Consider the following 18,205-nt stretch of genomic DNA (forward strand, 5'->3'; position numbering starts at 1 on the left):
GTACGACATCGCACAACCAGGGGGGCAGCGGTGCCAGTCATATCCGTTCCCACGGACTTCAACGAGGAGGAGCTGTACGTCGATCTGCGCCAGGTCGTCGGACACGGGCTCTTCCTGAAGTGCGAGGGGTTCAACTTCGCCGGCTCGATCAAGCTCAAGGCCGCGTCCGAGATGGTGCGGGCCGCCGAACGGGAGGGACGGCTCGGGCCCGGCTCGACGCTCGTGGAGTCCTCGTCCGGCAATCTGGGCGTCGCGCTGAGCATGATCGCGGCGAGCCGGGGCTACCGGTTCCTGTGCGTGACCGACTCCCGGTGCAATCCGCAGACCCGGCGCGTGATCGAGGCGCTGGGCAGCCGGGTGCACGTCATCTCCGAGCCGGACCCGCACGGCGGTTTCCTGGGGGCGCGGATCTCGTACGTCCGCGCGCTGTGCGCCACCGACCCGCGGTACGTGTGGCTGGACCAGTACACCAACGAGGCGAACTGGCAGGCGCACTACCGCACCACCGCGCCCGCCGTCGCCCGGCAGTTCCCGCGGCTGGACGTGCTGTTCGTGGGGGTCGGCACCTCGGGGACGCTGATGGGCTGCGCCCAGTGGTTCTGGGAGCGGCGGCGCCGGGTGCGGATCGTGGCCGTGGACAGCGTCGGCTCGGTCGCGTTCGGCGGGGCGCCGGGCCGCCGGATGATCCCGGGGCTCGGCACCAGCGTGACGCCGCCGCTCCTCGACGCGTCCTACGTCGACGACGTCGTCCGCGTGGAGGAGATCGACACCGTGCGCGCCTGTCACCGCATGGCCCGCCGGGGTTTCCTCTTCGGGGGCTCCACGGGCACGGTGGTCAGCGGTGCCGCCGAGTGGCTGGCCCGCAACGGCTCGCCCGACACCACGGCGGTGGCGATCTCCCCCGACCTCGGCGAACGCTACCTCGACACGATCTACCGGCCGGGCTGGCCGCTGGAACAGTACGGGGAGGGCGTGCTCGACCCGGAACTCGCCCCGGAACTCGACCCGGAGGAGGAGTTCGGCACGGGCGACCTGGGGACGGGCGAGCTGGCGGCGCCCGTCTGAACCGCTCCGCCCGATCCGGCGCCGGACGCTCCGCTCCGGCGCCGGACACCCGCGAGCGTCATCGTGACGACGCGATATCGAGGGGTACGTTCCGGATATGGCATCCAGCACCCACGAAGTGACCAATCAGGCTCCGCCCCTGGTGGACTATGACGTCTTCACCGCCGACAAGGTGCTCGCGGAGGCGGTCGAGCGGCATCTGGCGCCGGAGGTCCTGGCGGAGGCACGGGACGAACTCACCGGGTTCGGCCGTACGGCGGGCTCCCGGCAGGTGCAGGAGTGGGGGCGGCTCGCCGACGAGAACCCGCCGAAACTGCGGGCGTACGACCGGTACGGAAACCGGGTGGACGAGGTGGAGTTCCATCCGTCCTGGCACCGGCTGCTCGGCAAGGGGGTGTCGGCGGGGCTGACGGCGGCCTGGAACCGGCCCGGCGGTCATGTGCGGCGGGCGGCGGCGTTCGTCGTCTGGACCCAGGTCGAGGCCGGCAACGGCTGCCCGCTGTCCATGACCCACGCGGCGGTGCCGGCCCTGCGCACCGACCCCGCGCTGGCCGCCGAGTGGGAGCCCCGGCTGACGTCGCGGCTCTACGACTGGGACATGCGGCCCGCCGGCCAGAAGGCCGGCGCCCTGTTCGGGATGGGCATGACCGAGAAGCAGGGCGGCAGCGACGTACGGGCCAACACCAGCGTGGCGCGGCCGCTGGCCGAGGACGGGACGTACGAGCTGACGGGCCACAAGTGGTTCTGCTCGGCGCCGATGTCGGACGGGTTCCTGGTGCTGGCGCAGGCCCCGGGCGGGCTGACGTGTTTCCTGGTGCCCCGGGTGCTTGCGGACGGCTCGCGGAACGTGTTCCGCATCCAGCGGCTGAAGGAGAAGCTGGGCAACCGGTCCAACGCCTCCGCCGAGGTGGAGTTCGACGGGACGTGGGCGCGCCGGGTCGGGGACGAGGGGAGCGGGGTGCGCACCATCATCGGGATGGTGGCGGCCACCCGGCTGGACTGCGCCCTGGGCGCGGCCTCGTTGATGCGGCAGGCGGTGGCGCAGGCGGTGCATCACTGCTCCCACCGGGAGGCGTTCGGCGGGCGGCTGGTCGACAAGCCGCTGATGCGCAATGTGCTGGCCGATCTGGCGCTGGAGTCGGAGGCGGCGACGACGCTGGCGATGCGGCTGGCGGCGGCGTACGACGCGGCCGAGGCGGGCGACGGATACGAACGTTCGTTCTTGCGGCTCGCGGTGCCGGTCGCCAAGTACTGGGTCACCAAGCGCTGTGCCCCGCTGGTGGTGGAGGCCTCCGAGTGCCTGGGCGGGAACGGCTATGTCGAGGAGTCCGGCATGCCGCGCCTGGTGCGCGAGTCCCCGCTCAACTCCGTCTGGGAGGGCGCCGGGAACGTGCAGGCGCTCGATGTGCTGCGCGCCCTCCAGCGCGAACCGCAGGCCCTGGACGCCTACTTGCGGGAGGTGGGCCGGGCGCGGGGCGCCGACCACCGGCTCGACGGCGCGATCAAGGGCGTGCTGACCGAACTCGCGGATCTGGACGGCATCGAGGCCCGCGCGCGCCGGCTCGTGGAACGGCTGGCGCTCGTCCTCCAGGGCGCGCTCCTCACGCGGTTCGCGCCGCCGGCGGTCGCCGACGCCTTCTGCGCCTCCCGGCTCGGCGGCGACTGGGGCGCGGCGTTCGGCACGCTGCCGCACACCCTGGATCTGGCCTCGGTGGTGACCCGGGCGCGTCCGGTGAGCTGAGCCGCAGCCGTACGGGGGACCCCCCTGCGCGCGGCGGGCGCCCCCTCTTTCGAGTGGTGCGACCGGGCCGTCCGAGGCGGGGATGGTGCTGCGCCGACACGGCACCACCCCCGGTTCTGTGGCCCCTCGGAGCGGAGCGCGGACGCCGCACCGGGCGACGTTGAACAAGTTTCAAGGAGCACGGGCCGGTCCGCCAGGGTTGCAGGGGGTTGCAACCGATCCGCGCTCTGTGGCCGGAGGCCGCCCTTCCGTGGCCGAAGAGCGGCACACTGGGAGACCCGCAGTCGAACCCGCAGTCAACACCGTCGCGCGGATCCCGATGTCCACGGCCACCAGGGGCCGGGACGCGGACCGGCCCGCCGGGGAGGAACGTGTGCCGCACTCGCCGATGGAAGTCACGCGGCTGACCGCCACGGACGCCGCCCGGGCGGCCCGGGTCCTCGGCGAGATGCGCGCGTCCACTCTCGACGGACGGCCGTCGAAACCCGCCCCGCGCCCCGCGATCCGGGAGTCCTGGGGACGCATGGTGAGCGGCGGCGTCGACCCCGACCACGACTTCCGGTCCGACCTCCTCGGCCGCGACGAGGTCGAGCGCCGCCGCCGGACCTCACCGCTGCGTCATGTCCTGCCGGTGCTCCGCGAGGGGCTGTTGTCGCTGGCGGACACCACGCAGCACATCATGATGGTCGCGGACGCCGACGCCCGGGTGCTGTGGCGCGAGGGCAGTACGGCCGTGCTGCGCAAGGCCGACGGGCACGGGCTCGGGATCGGCTCGGACTGGCGCGAGGAGACCGTCGGCACCAACGGCGTCGGCACGCCCCTGGTCTCCCGCCGCGCCGTCCAGGTGTTCTCCGCCGAGCACTTCGTGCGCGCCCTGCACCCGTGGACCTGCACGGGCGCCCCCATCGTCGATCCCCGCGACGGCCGTCTCCTCGGCGCGGTCGACGTCAGCGGCCCCCTGGAGACGCTGCACCCGTCCACGCTCGCGCTCGTCGACTCGGTCGCCAAACTCGCCCAGGCGCATCTGCGGGAGCTGCACCTCGCCTCGCTCGAACATCTGCGGGCGGTGGCGGCCCCGGTGCTGGCCCGCATCGGGGGCCGCGCGATCGCCGTCGACCGGGACGGCTGGACGGCCGCGGTCACCGGCATGCCGTACACCAGCCGGGTGGCCCTGCCCAAGTCCCTCTCCCCCGGCCGCTGCCGGCTGCCGGCGCTCGGTCCGTGCACCGTCGAGCCGCTGCCCGCGGGCTGGTTGATACGGCCCGCGGCGGAGCCCGCGTCCGCCTCGACCGCGACGCACATCACCCTCGACGTCTCCCACCCGCGCAGTTGGACCGTCACCGTGGCCGGCTGCGCGGGCTCCTGGACCCATGAGCTGACCCCCCGCCACGCCGAACTGCTGTACCTGCTCGCCCTGCACCGGGGCGGGCGCAGCGCCTCCGCCCTCGCCGACGACATGTTCGGCGACCCCGCGCGCACGGTCACGGTCCGGGCGGAGATGTCCCGGGTGCGCCGTTATCTCGGTGCCTTCCTCGATCACCGGCCGTACCGTTTCACCGAGCGTGCCGAGGTCGAAGTCCTGTTCCCCGAGACGCCGTTGGACCTGCTGCCGCACTCGGTGGCGCCGGGGGTGGTGCGGTCGCGGGGCGGTGCGCCGGGTGGCCTCCCGCGGGCGGACGGGCCTTCGGGGCACGAGCGGGCCGGGCCGAACCTGTGAGCCCCCGCCGAACATGCCGTCCTCGTACCGGTGAACGGATCATGGCCCCGGGGTGAGGGATCTCCCTGTATTTCCCGGGACCTCGGCGTGACACGTGTCCCACTGACGTAGCATCGCTGCCAGGCCGCCCCACCTGCCTCTCCGTCAAGATCTTGTTCTCGGTGAGCAGTTGGCCGTCCCCGGGAGGTTTGATGAAGCACCGCGGCAGGCACCGACGACGCAGAAGGGGGCGTGCGCTGCGCGCGTCCCTGGCGGGGACCGCGCTGGCGCTCACGGCGGCCGCCACCCTGATCAGCACGTCGCAGGCGGCGGGCGGCGAGACGCCGGGCGCCCTCTCCTCGATCACCTCCTCCGGTGAGCTGCGCGCGCTCCAGCTGCGGGAGACCCTGACCGACGGCGCCGGGCTGCGCGCCCTCGCCGACGAGACGGGCGGCGGGGCCGGGCTCGACGAGGTGCTGGGCAGCGCGAACCACGCGATGCGCACCGAGGCCGACTGCTTCAGCACCGAGAAGGACAATCTGCCCGTGGAGCCGGCGGCGGTGCGGGCGTACTGCTGGGAGCCGGGTGACGCGGTCGACGACCGGTGGGTCCCCCGCTCGGTCACCACCTCGCGGGACAACCGGGTCATCGCGTCCGGCTGGACGCACAGCGGCGCCGAGGGCCGCGTCCGCGCCGACGGCTCGGTGGCCTCAGGCGCCGACGACGCGGGGCTCGCCAGGGTCGCGTTCGTCGACGCCCGCGATCCGTCGGACCTGAGGTACCGCTGGGTCCTGCTGGTCGTGCCGACGGCCGACCAGCGGGGCTTCGAGCGGCTGCGCGCCCGGCTCGGCGGTATGGCCTGGTACGAGGACAAGCTGATCGTCACCGCCCGGGGCCCGGGGAGCCGGGGCGAGCAGGACGACTCCCTGTACGTGTTCGACCTGGCCCGCTTCCTCCGCGCCGACGTGACCGACAGCGAGGCGATCGGCAGGTCGGGCGAGGGCTGGTCGGCCCACCACTACCGGTACGCGCTGCCGGCGGTCGCCTCCTACACCCCGGCGGCGGGCGGCGGCTGCGACACACGGAACGGCGACGGGGTGCCCTGTCTGGGCTCGCTCTCCCTGGACCGGACGTCGACCCCGCCGAGCGTCGTCGCGAGCGAGCGCTCCCGGCCGGGCGGCGAGCGGCCCGCCCGCGTCTGGCGCTACGCCCTCGACCTCACCGGCGACCGCACCGGCCTGCTCACCACCACGGGCCGCCGGAGCGAGGCGGTCGCCACCGAGGCGTACGAGACGGAGGCCTCCGGGGTCCGGGGTGTCCTCGCCCACCAGGGGAACTGGTACGTCGACCAGGCCGCCGAGGAGAGCGAGAGCCACGGCACGCTCTGGCGGCAGGACGAGGACGGCGCCGAGGCCGCGACATGCACGGCGGACCGCGCGGACGTGCGGTCGGACCTACGGTCGGACGCCTGCTGGGGACGCCACACCACCTCCCTCTCCTACTCACCGGAGACGGACGAGCTCTGGACCCTCACCACCCCCATCCCGGAACGCGTGCTGTACGCGGCGAAACTGTCGGACATCGACGACACGCTCGACTAGGACCCGGGCACCCCGGCCCGGCCTTGGAGGCGGGGCGGGGTGCGTGATTCCCTGGGCCCATGAGCAGCAGTACCGTCACCACCTGGTCCCTGGAGCAGACCTCGCCGAGCGATCTGCTTCCCGCCGCGGCGCCCGAGGGCGACGACGTCCGTGTCGTGCGCGCCGAGGTCCCCTCCCCCGAGTTCAGCCGCTTCCTGTACGCCTCGGTCGGCGGGGACGTCCTGTGGATCGACCGGCTGTCGTGGTCGTACGAGCGGTGGCGGGAGCACCTGGAGCGGCCGGGCGTGGAGACCTGGGTCGCCTACGACCGGGGCACGCCCGCCGGTTATGTGGAGATGGAGCCGCAGGACGGCGGGGTCGTGGAGATCGTCTACTTCGGGCTGATCCCGGGGTTCCGGGGGCGGCGCATCGGCGGACATCTGCTGTCGTACGGGACCGCCCGCGCCTGGGACCTCGCCGAACGGTGGCCGGGGCTGCCGCCGACCAAGCGGGTCTGGCTGCACACCTGCTCCCGGGACGGGGAGCACGCGATGGCGAACTACTTGCGGCGGGGTTTCGCCCTGTTCGACACGAAGGTGACGGAGGAGCCCGACGCGACGGCGCCGGGGCCCTGGCCCGGCGCGGCCCCGTCCACACCATGACCCACATCACATCGTCTCACGATGCGAGACATCCTTGTCCGGAATGTGGATGACGGTGGACTCGGTCTAAAGAGGCGTGCCACGCTTCCGTCATGTCTGGAACTGGAATTGCCTTGGTGAGTCGGCGGCACGTCGACCTCGGCCGCATGTCCAGCGCCATCTGTCCGGTGAGCTGAGCCCGACCGCGAGGGGTTGGACGACCCCGGGCGACAGCGCCGCACCCTCCTCTGTTTCAGCCCGCGCAAGGACGCGCAGGCGTCGCACACGCTGCCCGCGTGTGCCCGCATGCGCGCGCAAGCGCGGGTCAGAGCCGATTCCAACGCCTTTCCCGAAGGACATACACACCATGGCCGCCACCCCGCAGAACCCCGCCACGCCCCGCCGCAAGGTGAGCCGTCACCGTGGCGAGGGCCAGTGGGCCGCGGGTCACTTCACCCCGCTGAACGGCAACGAGCAGTTCAAGAAGGACGACGACGGTCTCAATGTGCGGACACGCATTGAGACGATCTACTCCAAGCGCGGTTTCGACTCCATCGACCCCAACGACCTGCGCGGCCGTATGCGCTGGTGGGGCCTGTACACCCAGCGCAAGCCCGGCATCGACGGCGGCAAGACCGCGATCCTGGAGCCGGAGGAGCTGGACGACAAGTACTTCATGCTGCGGGTGCGCATCGACGGCGGTCGGCTGACCACCCGGCAGCTGCGGGTGATCGGCGAGATCTCGCAGGAGTTCGCGCGCGGCACGGCCGACATCACCGACCGGCAGAACGTGCAGTACCACTGGATCCGCGTCGAGGACGTGCCGGAGATCTGGGAGCGGCTGGAGGCCGTCGGTCTGTCCACCACCGAGGCCTGCGGTGACACCCCCCGTGTGATCATCGGCTCACCCGTCGCCGGGATCGCCGCCGACGAGATCATCGACGGCACACCCGCGATGGAGGAGATCAGCCGGCGGATCATCGGCAACCCCGCCTTCTCGAACCTGCCCCGCAAGTTCAAGTCCGCGATCTCCGGTTCGCCGCTGCTCGACGTGGCGCACGAGATCAACGACATCGCCTTCGTCGGGGTCCGCCACCCCGAGCACGGCCCCGGCTTCGACCTCTGGGTCGGCGGCGGTCTCTCCACCAACCCCAAGATCGGGCAGCGGCTCGGCGCCTGGGTCCCGCTGGACGAGGTCGCCGACGTCTACGAGGGCGTCATCTCGATCTTCCGTGACTACGGCTACCGGCGGCTGCGCACCCGCGCCCGGCTGAAGTTCCTGCTCGCCGACTGGGGCACGGAGAAGTTCCGCCAGGTCCTGGAGGACGAGTACCTGAAGCGGAAGCTGGTCGACGGCCCCGCCCCCGACCAGCCGGTGGCCCGCTGGCGTGACCACGTGGGCGTCCACCAGCAGAACGACGGCCGCTACTACGTCGGGTTCGCCCCGCGCGTCGGCCGGGTGGACGGCACCACGCTGACGAAGATCGCCGACCTCGCCGAGGCGCACGGCTCCGGGCGGGTCCGCACCACCGTCGAGCAGAAGATGATCGTGCTCGACGTCACCGAGGAGCAGGTCGACTCGCTCGTCGCCGGCCTGGAGGCACTGGACCTCACCGTCAACCCGTCGCCGTTCCGGCGCGGCACGATGGCCTGCACCGGCATCGAGTACTGCAAGCTCGCCATCGTCGAGACCAAGGCGCGCGGCTCCCAGCTGATCGACGAACTGGAGCGCCGGATCCCGGACTTCGACGAGCCGATCACCATCAACATCAACGGCTGCCCGAACGCCTGCGCGCGTATCCAGGTGGCGGACATCGGCCTCAAGGGCCAGCTCATGCTCGACGACCAGGGCGAGCAGGTGGAGGGCTACCAGGTGCACCTGGGCGGCGCGCTCGGCCTGGAGGCCGGCTTCGGCCGCAAGGTGCGCGGTCTGAAGGTCACCGCCGACGACCTCCCCGACTACGTCGAGCGCGTGCTCAAGCGCTTCCAGGAGGAGCGCGAGGACGGCGAGCGCTTCGCCGCCTGGGTCACCCGCGCTTCCGAGGAGGCGCTGTCGTGAGCTTCTTCATGACCGCGGTCATGAGCGTCCTCATGTGCGCCGGCGCCGGCGCGGTGATCGGCGCCGTCGTCACCCGCGTGCGCACGGACGGGGGGCGGGACCGATGAGCGAGCGAGCCGCGCCGTTCTACTGCCCCTACTGCGGTGACGAGGACCTGCGCCCCAGCGAAGAAGGTCACGGGGCGTGGGAATGCGGGGCGTGCAATCGAGCCTTCCAGTTGAAGTTCCTGGGGTTGTTGTCCCGGGGGCTGCAACGAGCCGACAGCGGAGGGGATCAGATATGACTGCCGTTCAGGCGGATTCCGATACATCCGCGTCCCAGACGGACGCGGCCGATCAGGAGGCGACCGACCCGGACGCGGCGAAGCGCGCCGAACTCAAGGCGCTCGCCGAGCAGGCCGGCCGTGACCTGGAGGACGCCTCGGCCCTGGAGATCCTCCAGTGGGCCGTGGACACCTTCGGCAAGCGTTTCTGCGTGACCTCCTCCATGGAGGACGCGGTCGTCGCGCACCTCGCCTCCCGGGCCAGGCCCGGCGTCGACGTCGTGTTCCTGGACACCGGCTACCACTTCCCGGAGACCATCGGCACCCGGGACGCCGTCGAGGCCGTGATGGACGTCAACGTCATCACGATCACCCCGCGGCAGACGGTCGCCGAGCAGGACGCCGAGTACGGGCCCGAGCTGCACGACCGCGACCCCGACCTGTGCTGCTTCCTGCGGAAGGTCAAGCCGCTGGAGGAGGGCCTGACCCGCTTCGACGCGTGGGCCACCGGACTGCGCCGCGACGAGTCCGCGTCCCGGGCGAACACCCCGGTCGTCGGCTGGGACGAGAAGCGCGGCAAGGTCAAGATCTCCCCGATCGCCCGCTGGACGCAGGACGACGTGGACGCGTACGTGGCCGAGCACGGCGTGCTCACCAACCCCCTGCTCATGGACGGCTACACCTCCGTGGGCTGCGCCCCCTGCACCCGGCGGGTGGCCCCCGGCGAGGACGCGCGGGCGGGCCGCTGGGCGGGCAACACCAAGACCGAGTGCGGGCTGCACCTGTGACCGAGACAGCCGAGACCGTCGGGAACACCGGCCCCGGGACGGGCCGTGCTCCCGCGACGAACCAGGAGAACCCAGTGACGACCGGAGCCACCGGAGCCACCGTCTGGCTCACGGGTCTGCCGAGCGCCGGCAAGACCACCATCGCCCACGAACTCGCGGGCCGCCTGCGCGCGGAGGGCCACCTCGTGGAGGTCCTCGACGGCGACGAGATCCGTGAGTTCCTCACCGCGGACCTCGGCTTCAGCCGCGCCGACCGGCACACCAACGTGCAGCGCATCGGCTTCCTCGCCGACCTGCTCGCCCGCAACGGCGTCAAGGCGCTCGTGCCGGTCATCGCGCCGTACGCCGACAGCCGCGAGGCGGTCCGCAAGCGCCACGCGGCGAGCGGTGCCGCGTATGTCGAGGTGCATGTGGCGACGCCGGTCGAGGTCTGCTCCGTACGCGATGTGAAGGGTCTGTACGCCAAGCAGGCCGCAGGTGAGATCTCCGGGCTGACCGGGGTCGACGACCCGTACGAGGCCCCCGAGACCCCGGACCTGCGCATCGAGTCGCAGGACCAGACGGTCCAGGAGTCCGCGGCGCTGGTCCACCAGCTGCTCACCGAGAGGGGTCTGGCATGACGACGACCGTCGCCGCCGTCTCCGGGGAGACCGGCACCCCGTACACGCTGTCGCACCTGGACGCGCTGGAGTCCGAGGCCGTCCACATCTTCCGCGAGGTCGCGGGCGAGTTCGAGCGGCCGGTGATCCTCTTCTCCGGCGGCAAGGACTCCATCGTCATGCTGCACCTGGCGCTGAAGGCCTTCGCGCCCGCCGCGGTCCCCTTCTCCCTGCTGCACGTGGACACCGGACACAACTTCCCCGAGGTCCTCGAATACCGCGACCGCACGGTCGCCGAGCACGGACTGCGGCTGCACGTGGCCTCCGTCCAGGACTACATCGACCGCGGGGTCCTCAAGGAGCGCCCGGACGGCACCCGCAACCCCCTTCAGACCGTGCCGCTCACCGAGAAGATCCAGGCGGAGAAGTTCGACGCCGTCTTCGGCGGTGGCCGACGCGACGAGGAGAAGGCGCGCGCCAAGGAGCGGGTGTTCTCGCTGCGGGACGAGTTCTCCCAGTGGGACCCGCGCCGCCAGCGCCCCGAACTGTGGAACCTCTACAACGGCCGCCACGCGCCCGGCGAGCACGTCCGGGTCTTCCCGCTCTCCAACTGGACCGAGCTGGACGTCTGGCAGTACATCGCCCGCGAGGGCATCGAGCTGCCGGAGATCTACTTCGCGCACGAGCGCGAGGTGTTCCGGCGGGCCGGGATGTGGCTGACCGCCGGCGAGTGGGGCGGCCCCAAGGACGGCGAGAGCGTCGAGAAGCGCCTCGTCCGCTACCGGACCGTGGGTGACATGTCCTGCACGGGCGCCGTCGACTCCGACGCGACCACGCTGGACGCCGTGATCACCGAGATCGCCGCCTCCCGGCTCACCGAACGGGGCGCGACCCGCGCCGACGACAAGATGTCCGAGGCCGCGATGGAAGACCGTAAGCGCGAGGGGTACTTCTAGGCATGAGCACCATCACCGCCGAGGAGCTCTCGGCCACCACGCTGCTGCGGTTCGCCACCGCGGGTTCCGTCGACGACGGCAAGTCCACCCTGGTCGGACGGCTGCTGCACGACTCCAAGTCGGTCCTCACCGACCAACTGGAGGCCGTGGAACGGGTGTCCGCCAGCCGTGGCCAGGAAGGCCCCGACCTCGCCCTGCTCACCGACGGCCTGCGCGCCGAGCGCGAACAGGGCATCACCATCGACGTGGCCTACCGCTACTTCGCCACGCCCCGCCGCCGCTTCATCCTCGCCGACACCCCCGGCCATGTGCAGTACACCCGCAACATGGTCACCGGCGCCTCCACCGCCGAGCTGACGGTGATCCTGGTCGACGCGCGCAACGGCGTCGTCGAGCAGACCCGTCGGCACGCCGCGATCGCCGCGCTGCTGCGGGTGCCGCACGTGGTCCTCGCGGTGAACAAGATGGACCTCGTCGCCTACCAGGAGCAGGTCTTCGCGGGCATCGCCGAGGAGTTCACGGCGTACGCCTCCGAGCTGGGCGTCCCGGAGATCACCGCGATCCCGATCTCGGCGCTGGCCGGTGACAACGTGGTGGAGCCGTCCGCGAACATGGACTGGTACGGCGGCCCGACCGTCCTGGAGCACCTGGAGACGGTGCCGGTCGCACACGACCTGAGCCACTGCCACGCCCGGCTGCCCGTGCAGTACGTGATCCGGCCGCAGACCTCCGAGCACCCCGACTACCGTGGTTACGCGGGGCAGATCGCCGCCGGTTCGTTCCGCGTCGGTGAGTCGGTGACCGTGCTGCCGTCGGGCCGGACGTCGAAGATCTCCGGCATCGACCTGCTGGGCGAGCCCGTCGACGTCGCCTGGACCACCCAGTCGGTGACCGTCCTGCTGGAGGACGACATCGACATCTCGCGCGGCGACCTCATCGTGCCCACCAAGGACGCCCCGGCGACCACGCAGGACATCGAGGCGACCGTCTGCCATGTGGCGGACCAGCCGCTCACGGTGGGCCACCGGGTGCTGCTCAAGCACGGCACCCGCACGGTCAAGGCGATCGTCAAGGACATCCCGTCCCGGCTGACGCTCGACGACCTGTCCCTGCACCCGCACCCGGGACAGCTCGTCGCCAACGACATCGGCCGGGTGAAGGTCCGCACGGCCGAGGCGCTGCCGGTCGACTCCTACGCCGACTCCCGCCGCACCGGTTCCTTCATCCTGATCGACCCGTCCGACGGCACGACGCTGACGGCCGGCATGGTCGGCGAGTCGTTCGCCTCCCCGGAGCCCGTCAAGGACGAGTCCGAGGACGACGGGTGGGACTTCTGACATGAACTCCCAGGACTTCTACGCGACGTTCGCGAAGGAGGGCGGCCGTGTGGGCAGCGGCGCCCTCGGCAGCGGGCAGGGCGGAGTGGCGCGATGTGTGCGATGACGTACGCGCACCGCTTGCGCGCCCTCACCCCCCACCGCCGTAGACGAAAACCCGACCTCCCGGCCACGACCTGAGAGACCGTGACCGCCGGGCCTCCGAGAGGAACACCTCCCGTGCCTGCACACCGCTCTGCCGCCTTCCGGCGCACTTTCGCGGCCCTCACGACCCTTCCCCTTCTCGCTCTCGCCGCCTGCGGTTACGGCTCCCAGGCGAAGGACGACGACACCGCCAAGGTGGCCGCCGGGGCGAAGAAGATCGAGGGCCTCGACACCGTCAAGATCGGCTACTTCGGCAACCTGACGCACGCCACCGCGCTGGTCGGCCGCCAGGAGGGCATCCTCCAGAAGGAGCTCGGCGCCACCAAGGCCGAGTACGCGATCTTCAACGCCGGCCCCTCCGAGATCGAGGCGCTGAACTCGAAGTCGATCGACATCGGCTGGATCGGCCCCTCCCCGGCGATCAACGGCTACACCAAGTCCGCGGGCAAGGGCCTGCGCATCATCAGCGGTTCGGCCTCCGGCGGTGTGAAGCTCGTCGTCAACCCGGACAAGATCAAGTCCTTGAAGGACGTCAAGGGCAAGAACATCGCGACGCCGCAGCTCGGCAACACGCAGGACGTGGCGTTCCTCAACTGGATCGCCGAGCAGGGCTGGAAGGTCGACGCCGAGAGCGGCAAGGGCGACGTCTCCGTCGTCCGTACGGACAACAAGATCGTCCCGGACGCCTACAAGTCGGGGTCCATCGACGGCGCCTGGGTACCCGAGCCGACCGCGTCCAAGCTGGTCGCCGAGGGCGCCAAGGTGCTGCTGGACGAGGCCGACCTGTGGCCGGACAAGAAGTTCGTGATCACGAACATCATCGTGCGGCAGGACTTCCTCAAGGAGCACCCCAAGGTCGTCGAGGCCGTGCTGCGGGGCGCGGTGAAGACGAACGCCTTCATCGGCTCCGACCCCCAGAAGGCGAAGGAAGCGGCCAACGCCCGGCTGAAGGAGGACTCCGGCAAGGCGCTGGACGCCAAGGTCCTCGACCCGGCGTGGACGTCCATCCAGTTCACCAACGACCCGCTGGCGTCCACCCTGCAGACCGAGGCGGACCACGCGGTCAAGGCCGGCCTGCTGAAGGACCCGCTGCTCGACGGCATCTACGACCTGTCGATCCTCAACAAGGTCCTGAAGTCCGAGGGCGAGCCCGAGGTCGACGACGCCGGTCTCGGCGTCAAGTAACCGCGTAGTCCGCCACGTTCCCAGGAGGTGACGACCATGGCCACCACTCTCGCCAAGGCCGCCGACGGCATCGGCGCCGCCGAGCACGCAGCCCGTATCGAGCACGTATCGAAGTCCTTCGCCGGTCCGGCCGGGCAGCAGCTCGTGCTCGACGACATCACCCTCGATGTCGCTCCGGGCGAGTTCGTCACCCTCCTGGGGGCCTCGGGCTGTGGCAAGTCCACCCTGCTGAACCTGGTGGCGGGGCTCGACGCCCCGTCCCAGGGCAGCATCACGACCGACGGGCGCCCCGCTCTGATGTTCCAGGAGCACGCCCTGTTCCCGTGGCTGACCGCGGGCAAGAACATCGAACTCGCCCTGAAGCTCAGGGGAGTTCCGAAGAACGAACGGCGCGAGCGCGCCGAGGACCTGCTCTCCCTGGTCCGGCTGCAGGGCGCGTACGGCAAGCGGGTGCACGAGCTGTCCGGCGGTATGCGTCAGCGGGTGGCGCTGGCGCGGGCCCTCGGCCAGGAGAGCAAGCTCCTGCTGATGGACGAGCCGTTCGCGGCGCTCGACGCGATCACCCGGGACCTGCTGCACGACGAGCTGGCCCGGATCTGGGAGGAGACGCAGCTCTCCGTCCTGTTCGTCACGCACAACGTGCGCGAGGCGGTGCGGCTGGCGCAGCGCGTGGTGCTGCTGTCCTCGCGCCCGGGCCGGATCGCCCGGGAGTGGCGGGTCGACATCCCGCAGCCCCGCCGTATCGAGGACGCTCCGGTGGCGGAGCTGTCCCTGCAGATCACCGATGTCCTTCGTGAGGAGATCCGCCGTCATGGCCAGCAGTGAGACGAAGGCGACGGACACGATCGACGCCCCGGTCGCCGACAAGGACCGGCTCGGGGCGGTGGAGGCGGGCCTCGACGCCCTGGAGACGCCCGGCGCCGGCCGGACCCCCTTCAGCCAGACGTTCCGGCAGAAGATCGTCCCGCCGATCACCGCGATCGTGCTGGTGCTCGCGGTGTGGCAGGGACTGGTGTCGTTCGGCATCGTCACCGACCCGGGCAAGCTGCCCCCGCCGTCCGAAGTGTGGGACCGGACGGAGCAGGCCTGGCTGGAAGGCAAGCTGCTCGGCTTCGTCTGGACGAGTGTCTCGCGGGGTCTGTTCGGCTTCCTGATCGCGCTGGCGATCGGCACCCCGCTCGGCATCCTGGTCGCCCGGGTGCGGTTCGTGCGGGCGGCGATCGGCCCGATCCTCTCGGGTCTGCAGTCGCTGCCGTCGGTGGCGTGGGTGCCGCCGGCCGTCGTCTGGCTGGGCCTGACCGACCAGATGATGTACACGGTGATCCTGCTCGGCGCGGTCCCGTCGATCGCCAACGGTCTGGTCTCCGGCATCGACCAGGTGCCCCCGCTGTATCTGCGGGCGGGCCGCACCATGGGCGCCACCGGGCTCCAGGGCGCCTGGCACATCGTGATGCCGGCCGCGCTGCCCGGTTATCTGGCCGGTCTGAAGCAGGGCTGGGCGTTCTCGTGGCGTTCGCTGATGGCGGCGGAGATCATCGCCAGCCACCCCGATCTCGGTGTCGGTCTCGGCCAGTTGCTGGAGAACGGCCGCACCAACATCGACATGGCCACGGTGTTCCTCGCCATCTTCCTGATCCTGCTGGTCGGTATCGCCATCGACCTGCTGATCTTCAGCCCGCTGGAGCGGCGCGTCCTGCGCGGCCGCGGCCTGCTGGTGAAGAGCTGATCCACATGGTCAGGAAGCCGGTCCTCCTCGTCGTCGCCCACGGCAGCCGCGACCCGCGGCACGCCGCGACCGTGCACGCCCTGGTGGGGCGGGTACGGGCGATGCGCCCCGGGCTGCGCGTGGAGACCGGCTTCCTGGAGTTCAACCTCCCCTCGGTCCAGGGGGTGCTGGAGTCGCTGGCGGCGGAGGGCGTACGGGACGTGGTGGCCCTGCCGCTGGTGCTGACCCGCGCCTTCCACGCCAAGGCCGACATCCCGGCGGTCCTGCGCGCGGCACCGCCGGGTCTGCGCGTCCGTCAGGCGGAGGTGCTCGGCCCGTCGCCCCTGCTGCTGTCGGCCCTCGAACGCCGGCTGCAGGAGGCGGGGCTGAGCCCCGCCGACAAGTCCTCGACCGGGGTCGTGCTGGCCGCGGCGGGGTCCACCGACCCGGAGGCGATCGCGGTGATCGCAGAAATCGCGCGGGAGTGGCGGCACACCGGTTGGTGCGCCGTGCGACCCGCGTTCGCCTCCGCGTCCTTCCCGCGCACGGAGGACGCCGTACGGGAGCTGCGGGCGCTCGGCTGCGCGCGGGTGGCCGTGGCGCCGTACGTCATCGCGCCCGGCCGGCTGCCGGACCGGATCGTCGCCGGGGCCGAGGCGGCGGGCGCGGACGTCCTGGCCGAGGTACTCGGCCCCGCCCCCGAACTGGCCGCGCTGCTGCTGCGCCGGTACGCCGGCGCGCTCCGGCAGGGTCAGCTCACCGCGGCCTGAGTCGCGGTCGGCACCCTGCTGTCCCGCCCTCTCGGACACCGCCCTTCCGGACACTGCCCCTTGGGCCACTTTCGCCTCAGCTGCACCTCAACTCCCTTGTAGCGCACACCCGTCGGGCGACAGCCTGGGTGAGCGCCATCAAACGGGAGGAACTCACGTGCGACTCAAGACCACCGCGGCCACGGCCGTCGCCCCCCGGCTGACGGTCACCAACCAGAAGACCTGGCACAACGACAAGTACCCGAAGGTCAAGCGGGACGACTACGTCGAGGTCACCAAGAAGACGAAGAAGAACGGCCACGCCTGCGCGGCCCTCTACCTCGGCCCGTCGTCCCATTACCCGGCGTGGATGGCCTGCATCAACTAGCCGTCCCTCGGCAGCCGTCAGCGGGACGTGGTCAGCCGCGGGTCCCGTCCGCTCGACGCCAGCGCACGGTCGAAGGCCGGTGCGTCGGGCGGGACCGGGACCGGGTCCGCGAAGCCGTCGTACTGGCGGTAGAGGTCGCCGTGGGTCTCCACGACCGTGAGGACGAACCGGGCGGCGTCGTCCGAGATCCGCAGGCGCTGCCCGGTGGCCGCCGCAATGTCCCAGCCGTGGACGGCCATCTCCTTGATGACCATGCCGGCGATACCGGCGGCGGGGAACGGGCCCATGCCGAGGTCGATGTCCCCCTCCCACACGGACGGGTCGGCCCAGGCCGCGACCGCGCGGTCCAGCTGGGCGGCGTAGGCCTCGGCCCAGTCGGGGTCGGCGGTGAAGTCCCGCCCGGTCGTCTCCTCGGGCAGGGGCGTGCGCAGGGCCCGGTGTTCCAGGCCGTAGGCGGTGTAGAGCACCCAGTGGTTGACCAGCGCCCGGACGTCCCAGTCACCGCAGTGGCTGGGACGGTCGAGCTGGTCCGCCGTGACGCCCCGGGCGATCCGGGCCGCCTCGGCGGCGCATTCGGCCATGTACGGGTGGTGCGGGTGCGTGCTGTCGTCGTGGCTCATACGGACCACGCTAGGGACGGCACGCCCGGACCTCTTGAACAAACGCGACGCACGGGCGTCCGGTCAGCCGGTCCGTGTCAGCTCCGCCAGCTTCACCACCGTGTTCCAGTTGCGGGTGGTGGCGACCAGGCCCTTCAGGAGGCGGGGCCTCGACAGGGTCTCCGCGAGCTTGGAGCGGCCGAGGCCCTCGGGGGCGTACAGATACAGCACCCGGTCGCCGATCCTGAACTCCTCGGGCAGGAAAGCCGGTTGGTCGATCCCCTCGAAGCGGGTGGCGTCCACCGTCTCCGACAGATACGTCACGTGCAGCTGCTTGCCCTCCAGCTCCGCCGCCGGGAACGGGCACGCCTCCCGGACGGCCTCCAGGTACGTGTGGTCGCGCACCAGGACGTCCACGGTGAAGCCGAAGTGTTTCTCGATGGCGGCCGTGATCTCGGCGGCGTGCGAGTTCTCGTCGCCGTGGTCGCTGGTGAAGACCGCGTTGCCGCTCTGGAGGTAGGTGGCCACACCGTCGTGGCCGAGGCCGGTCAGGAGGGCGCGGAGGTCGGCCATCGGGACCTTCTTGCTGCCACCCACGTTGATCCCGCGCAGGAGCGCCGCGTACGTCGTCATGGGCTCACGATAGGCACCGCACGGCCGGTCCACCCTGAGGTGGGGCCCCGAGAACCCGAGATGGGTGTAAGGGGCCGC

Annotated in this window: 19 protein-coding genes; 17 read left to right on the plus strand and 2 right to left on the minus strand. The window is 71.5% G+C overall.

All coding sequences use genetic code 11. The features are described from left to right. The first annotated feature begins 30 nt into the window (after positions 1-30). The 17 genes from sbnA (at position 31) to HW837_RS09440 (ending at position 16,895) form a co-directional block, all read left to right on the plus strand. Entirely contained in the window at positions 31-1,065 is a 1,035-nt protein-coding gene (sbnA, locus tag HW837_RS09365; RefSeq protein ID WP_045559770.1) for a 2,3-diaminopropionate biosynthesis protein SbnA, read from the plus strand. A gap of 97 nt (positions 1,066-1,162) precedes the next feature. Then, a complete protein-coding gene (locus HW837_RS09370; protein WP_159040927.1) occupies positions 1,163-2,806 on the plus strand; it encodes an acyl-CoA dehydrogenase family protein in 1,644 nt (547 codons plus the stop codon). A gap of 388 nt (positions 2,807-3,194) precedes the next feature. Next, positions 3,195-4,523, plus strand: coding sequence for a helix-turn-helix domain-containing protein (locus HW837_RS09375; RefSeq protein WP_045559940.1), 1,329 nt, complete (start codon positions 3,195-3,197; stop codon positions 4,521-4,523). 191 nt (positions 4,524-4,714) lie between these two features. Further along, positions 4,715-6,103: a hypothetical protein gene (locus HW837_RS09380; RefSeq protein ID WP_193381026.1), complete on the plus strand. Its 1,389-nt coding sequence runs from the start codon at positions 4,715-4,717 to the stop codon at positions 6,101-6,103. Positions 6,104-6,162: 59 nt separating this feature from the next. Further along, positions 6,163-6,744, plus strand: coding sequence for a GNAT family N-acetyltransferase (locus HW837_RS09385; protein WP_093791490.1), 582 nt, complete (start codon positions 6,163-6,165; stop codon positions 6,742-6,744). A 92-nt stretch (positions 6,745-6,836) separates the two neighbouring features. Next, on the plus strand, positions 6,837-6,920 hold the full coding sequence (locus HW837_RS49950; protein WP_309474722.1) for a putative leader peptide: 84 nt from the start codon (positions 6,837-6,839) through the stop codon (positions 6,918-6,920). A gap of 170 nt (positions 6,921-7,090) precedes the next feature. After that, positions 7,091-8,782, plus strand: coding sequence for a nitrite/sulfite reductase (locus HW837_RS09390; RefSeq protein WP_045559774.1), 1,692 nt, complete (start codon positions 7,091-7,093; stop codon positions 8,780-8,782). A gap of 103 nt (positions 8,783-8,885) precedes the next feature. Then, a complete protein-coding gene (locus tag HW837_RS48495) occupies positions 8,886-9,065 on the plus strand; it encodes a hypothetical protein (protein WP_078853656.1) in 180 nt (59 codons plus the stop codon). Next, positions 9,062-9,832, plus strand: coding sequence for a phosphoadenylyl-sulfate reductase (locus tag HW837_RS09395; protein ID WP_045559775.1), 771 nt, complete (start codon positions 9,062-9,064; stop codon positions 9,830-9,832). The genes HW837_RS48495 and HW837_RS09395 overlap by 4 nt, the downstream gene beginning before the upstream one ends. 74 nt (positions 9,833-9,906) lie before the next feature. Then, positions 9,907-10,452, plus strand: coding sequence for an adenylyl-sulfate kinase (gene cysC / locus HW837_RS09400; RefSeq protein ID WP_045559776.1), 546 nt, complete (start codon positions 9,907-9,909; stop codon positions 10,450-10,452). Continuing rightward, positions 10,449-11,387: a sulfate adenylyltransferase subunit CysD gene (gene cysD, locus HW837_RS09405; RefSeq protein ID WP_193381027.1), complete on the plus strand. Its 939-nt coding sequence runs from the start codon at positions 10,449-10,451 to the stop codon at positions 11,385-11,387. The genes cysC and cysD overlap by 4 nt, the downstream gene beginning before the upstream one ends. A gap of 2 nt (positions 11,388-11,389) precedes the next feature. After that, positions 11,390-12,724 (plus strand): sulfate adenylyltransferase subunit 1, encoded by a 1,335-nt coding sequence (locus HW837_RS09410; RefSeq protein WP_093789635.1) that lies wholly within the window; start codon positions 11,390-11,392, stop codon positions 12,722-12,724. A gap of 219 nt (positions 12,725-12,943) precedes the next feature. Next, positions 12,944-14,053: an aliphatic sulfonate ABC transporter substrate-binding protein gene (locus HW837_RS09420; protein ID WP_093789634.1), complete on the plus strand. Its 1,110-nt coding sequence runs from the start codon at positions 12,944-12,946 to the stop codon at positions 14,051-14,053. 36 nt (positions 14,054-14,089) lie between these two features. Next, entirely contained in the window at positions 14,090-14,878 is a 789-nt protein-coding gene (locus HW837_RS09425) for an ABC transporter ATP-binding protein (RefSeq protein ID WP_045559780.1), read from the plus strand. Next, on the plus strand, positions 14,865-15,779 hold the full coding sequence (locus HW837_RS09430; protein WP_045559781.1) for an ABC transporter permease: 915 nt from the start codon (positions 14,865-14,867) through the stop codon (positions 15,777-15,779). Before HW837_RS09425 ends, HW837_RS09430 begins: the two co-directional genes overlap by 14 nt. A 5-nt stretch (positions 15,780-15,784) precedes the next feature. Further along, entirely contained in the window at positions 15,785-16,528 is a 744-nt protein-coding gene (locus tag HW837_RS09435) for a sirohydrochlorin chelatase (RefSeq protein ID WP_193381028.1), read from the plus strand. 157 nt (positions 16,529-16,685) lie between these two features. Beyond that, positions 16,686-16,895 carry a hypothetical protein gene (locus HW837_RS09440; protein ID WP_045559783.1) on the plus strand — a complete coding sequence of 70 codons (210 nt, stop codon included), beginning with the start codon at positions 16,686-16,688 and terminating at the stop codon, positions 16,893-16,895. Positions 16,896-16,912: 17 nt separating this feature from the next. Here HW837_RS09440 and HW837_RS09445 read toward each other — a convergent pair whose 3' ends face one another. Then, positions 16,913-17,515 carry a TIGR03086 family metal-binding protein gene (locus HW837_RS09445; RefSeq protein ID WP_193381029.1) on the minus strand — a complete coding sequence of 201 codons (603 nt, stop codon included), beginning with the start codon at positions 17,513-17,515 and terminating at the stop codon, positions 16,913-16,915. Positions 17,516-17,578: 63 nt separating this feature from the next. After that, complete coding sequence (locus HW837_RS09450; RefSeq protein ID WP_045559785.1) at positions 17,579-18,127, minus strand: DUF1697 domain-containing protein; 549 nt, start codon at positions 18,125-18,127, stop codon at positions 17,579-17,581. Between the last annotated feature and the right edge of the window lie 78 nt (positions 18,128-18,205).

The organism is Streptomyces caniscabiei, from assembly GCF_014930365.1.
Taxonomy (GTDB): domain Bacteria; phylum Actinomycetota; class Actinomycetes; order Streptomycetales; family Streptomycetaceae; genus Streptomyces; species Streptomyces caniscabiei.

What these genes read in the sequence shown, in the direction of transcription:
- HW837_RS09370 (WP_159040927.1), top strand. Translation starts at nt 1,163, where the DNA reads ATGGCATCCAGCACCCACGAAGTGACCAATCAGGCTCCGCCCCTGGTG.
- HW837_RS09375 (WP_045559940.1), top strand. Translation starts at nt 3,195, where the DNA reads ATGGAAGTCACGCGGCTGACCGCCACGGACGCCGCCCGGGCGGCCCGG.
- HW837_RS09380 (WP_193381026.1), top strand. Translation starts at nt 4,715, where the DNA reads ATGAAGCACCGCGGCAGGCACCGACGACGCAGAAGGGGGCGTGCGCTG.
- HW837_RS09385 (WP_093791490.1), top strand. Translation starts at nt 6,163, where the DNA reads ATGAGCAGCAGTACCGTCACCACCTGGTCCCTGGAGCAGACCTCGCCG.
- HW837_RS49950 (WP_309474722.1), top strand. Translation starts at nt 6,837, where the DNA reads ATGTCTGGAACTGGAATTGCCTTGGTGAGTCGGCGGCACGTCGACCTC.
- HW837_RS09390 (WP_045559774.1), top strand. Translation starts at nt 7,091, where the DNA reads ATGGCCGCCACCCCGCAGAACCCCGCCACGCCCCGCCGCAAGGTGAGC.
- HW837_RS48495 (WP_078853656.1), top strand. Translation starts at nt 8,886, where the DNA reads ATGAGCGAGCGAGCCGCGCCGTTCTACTGCCCCTACTGCGGTGACGAG.
- HW837_RS09395 (WP_045559775.1), top strand. Translation starts at nt 9,062, where the DNA reads ATGACTGCCGTTCAGGCGGATTCCGATACATCCGCGTCCCAGACGGAC.
- cysD (WP_193381027.1), top strand. Translation starts at nt 10,449, where the DNA reads ATGACGACGACCGTCGCCGCCGTCTCCGGGGAGACCGGCACCCCGTAC.
- HW837_RS09410 (WP_093789635.1), top strand. Translation starts at nt 11,390, where the DNA reads ATGAGCACCATCACCGCCGAGGAGCTCTCGGCCACCACGCTGCTGCGG.
- HW837_RS09425 (WP_045559780.1), top strand. Translation starts at nt 14,090, where the DNA reads ATGGCCACCACTCTCGCCAAGGCCGCCGACGGCATCGGCGCCGCCGAG.
- HW837_RS09430 (WP_045559781.1), top strand. Translation starts at nt 14,865, where the DNA reads ATGGCCAGCAGTGAGACGAAGGCGACGGACACGATCGACGCCCCGGTC.
- HW837_RS09435 (WP_193381028.1), top strand. Translation starts at nt 15,785, where the DNA reads ATGGTCAGGAAGCCGGTCCTCCTCGTCGTCGCCCACGGCAGCCGCGAC.
- HW837_RS09445 (WP_193381029.1), bottom strand. Translation starts at nt 17,515, where the DNA reads ATGAGCCACGACGACAGCACGCACCCGCACCACCCGTACATGGCCGAA.
- HW837_RS09450 (WP_045559785.1), bottom strand. Translation starts at nt 18,127, where the DNA reads ATGACGACGTACGCGGCGCTCCTGCGCGGGATCAACGTGGGTGGCAGC.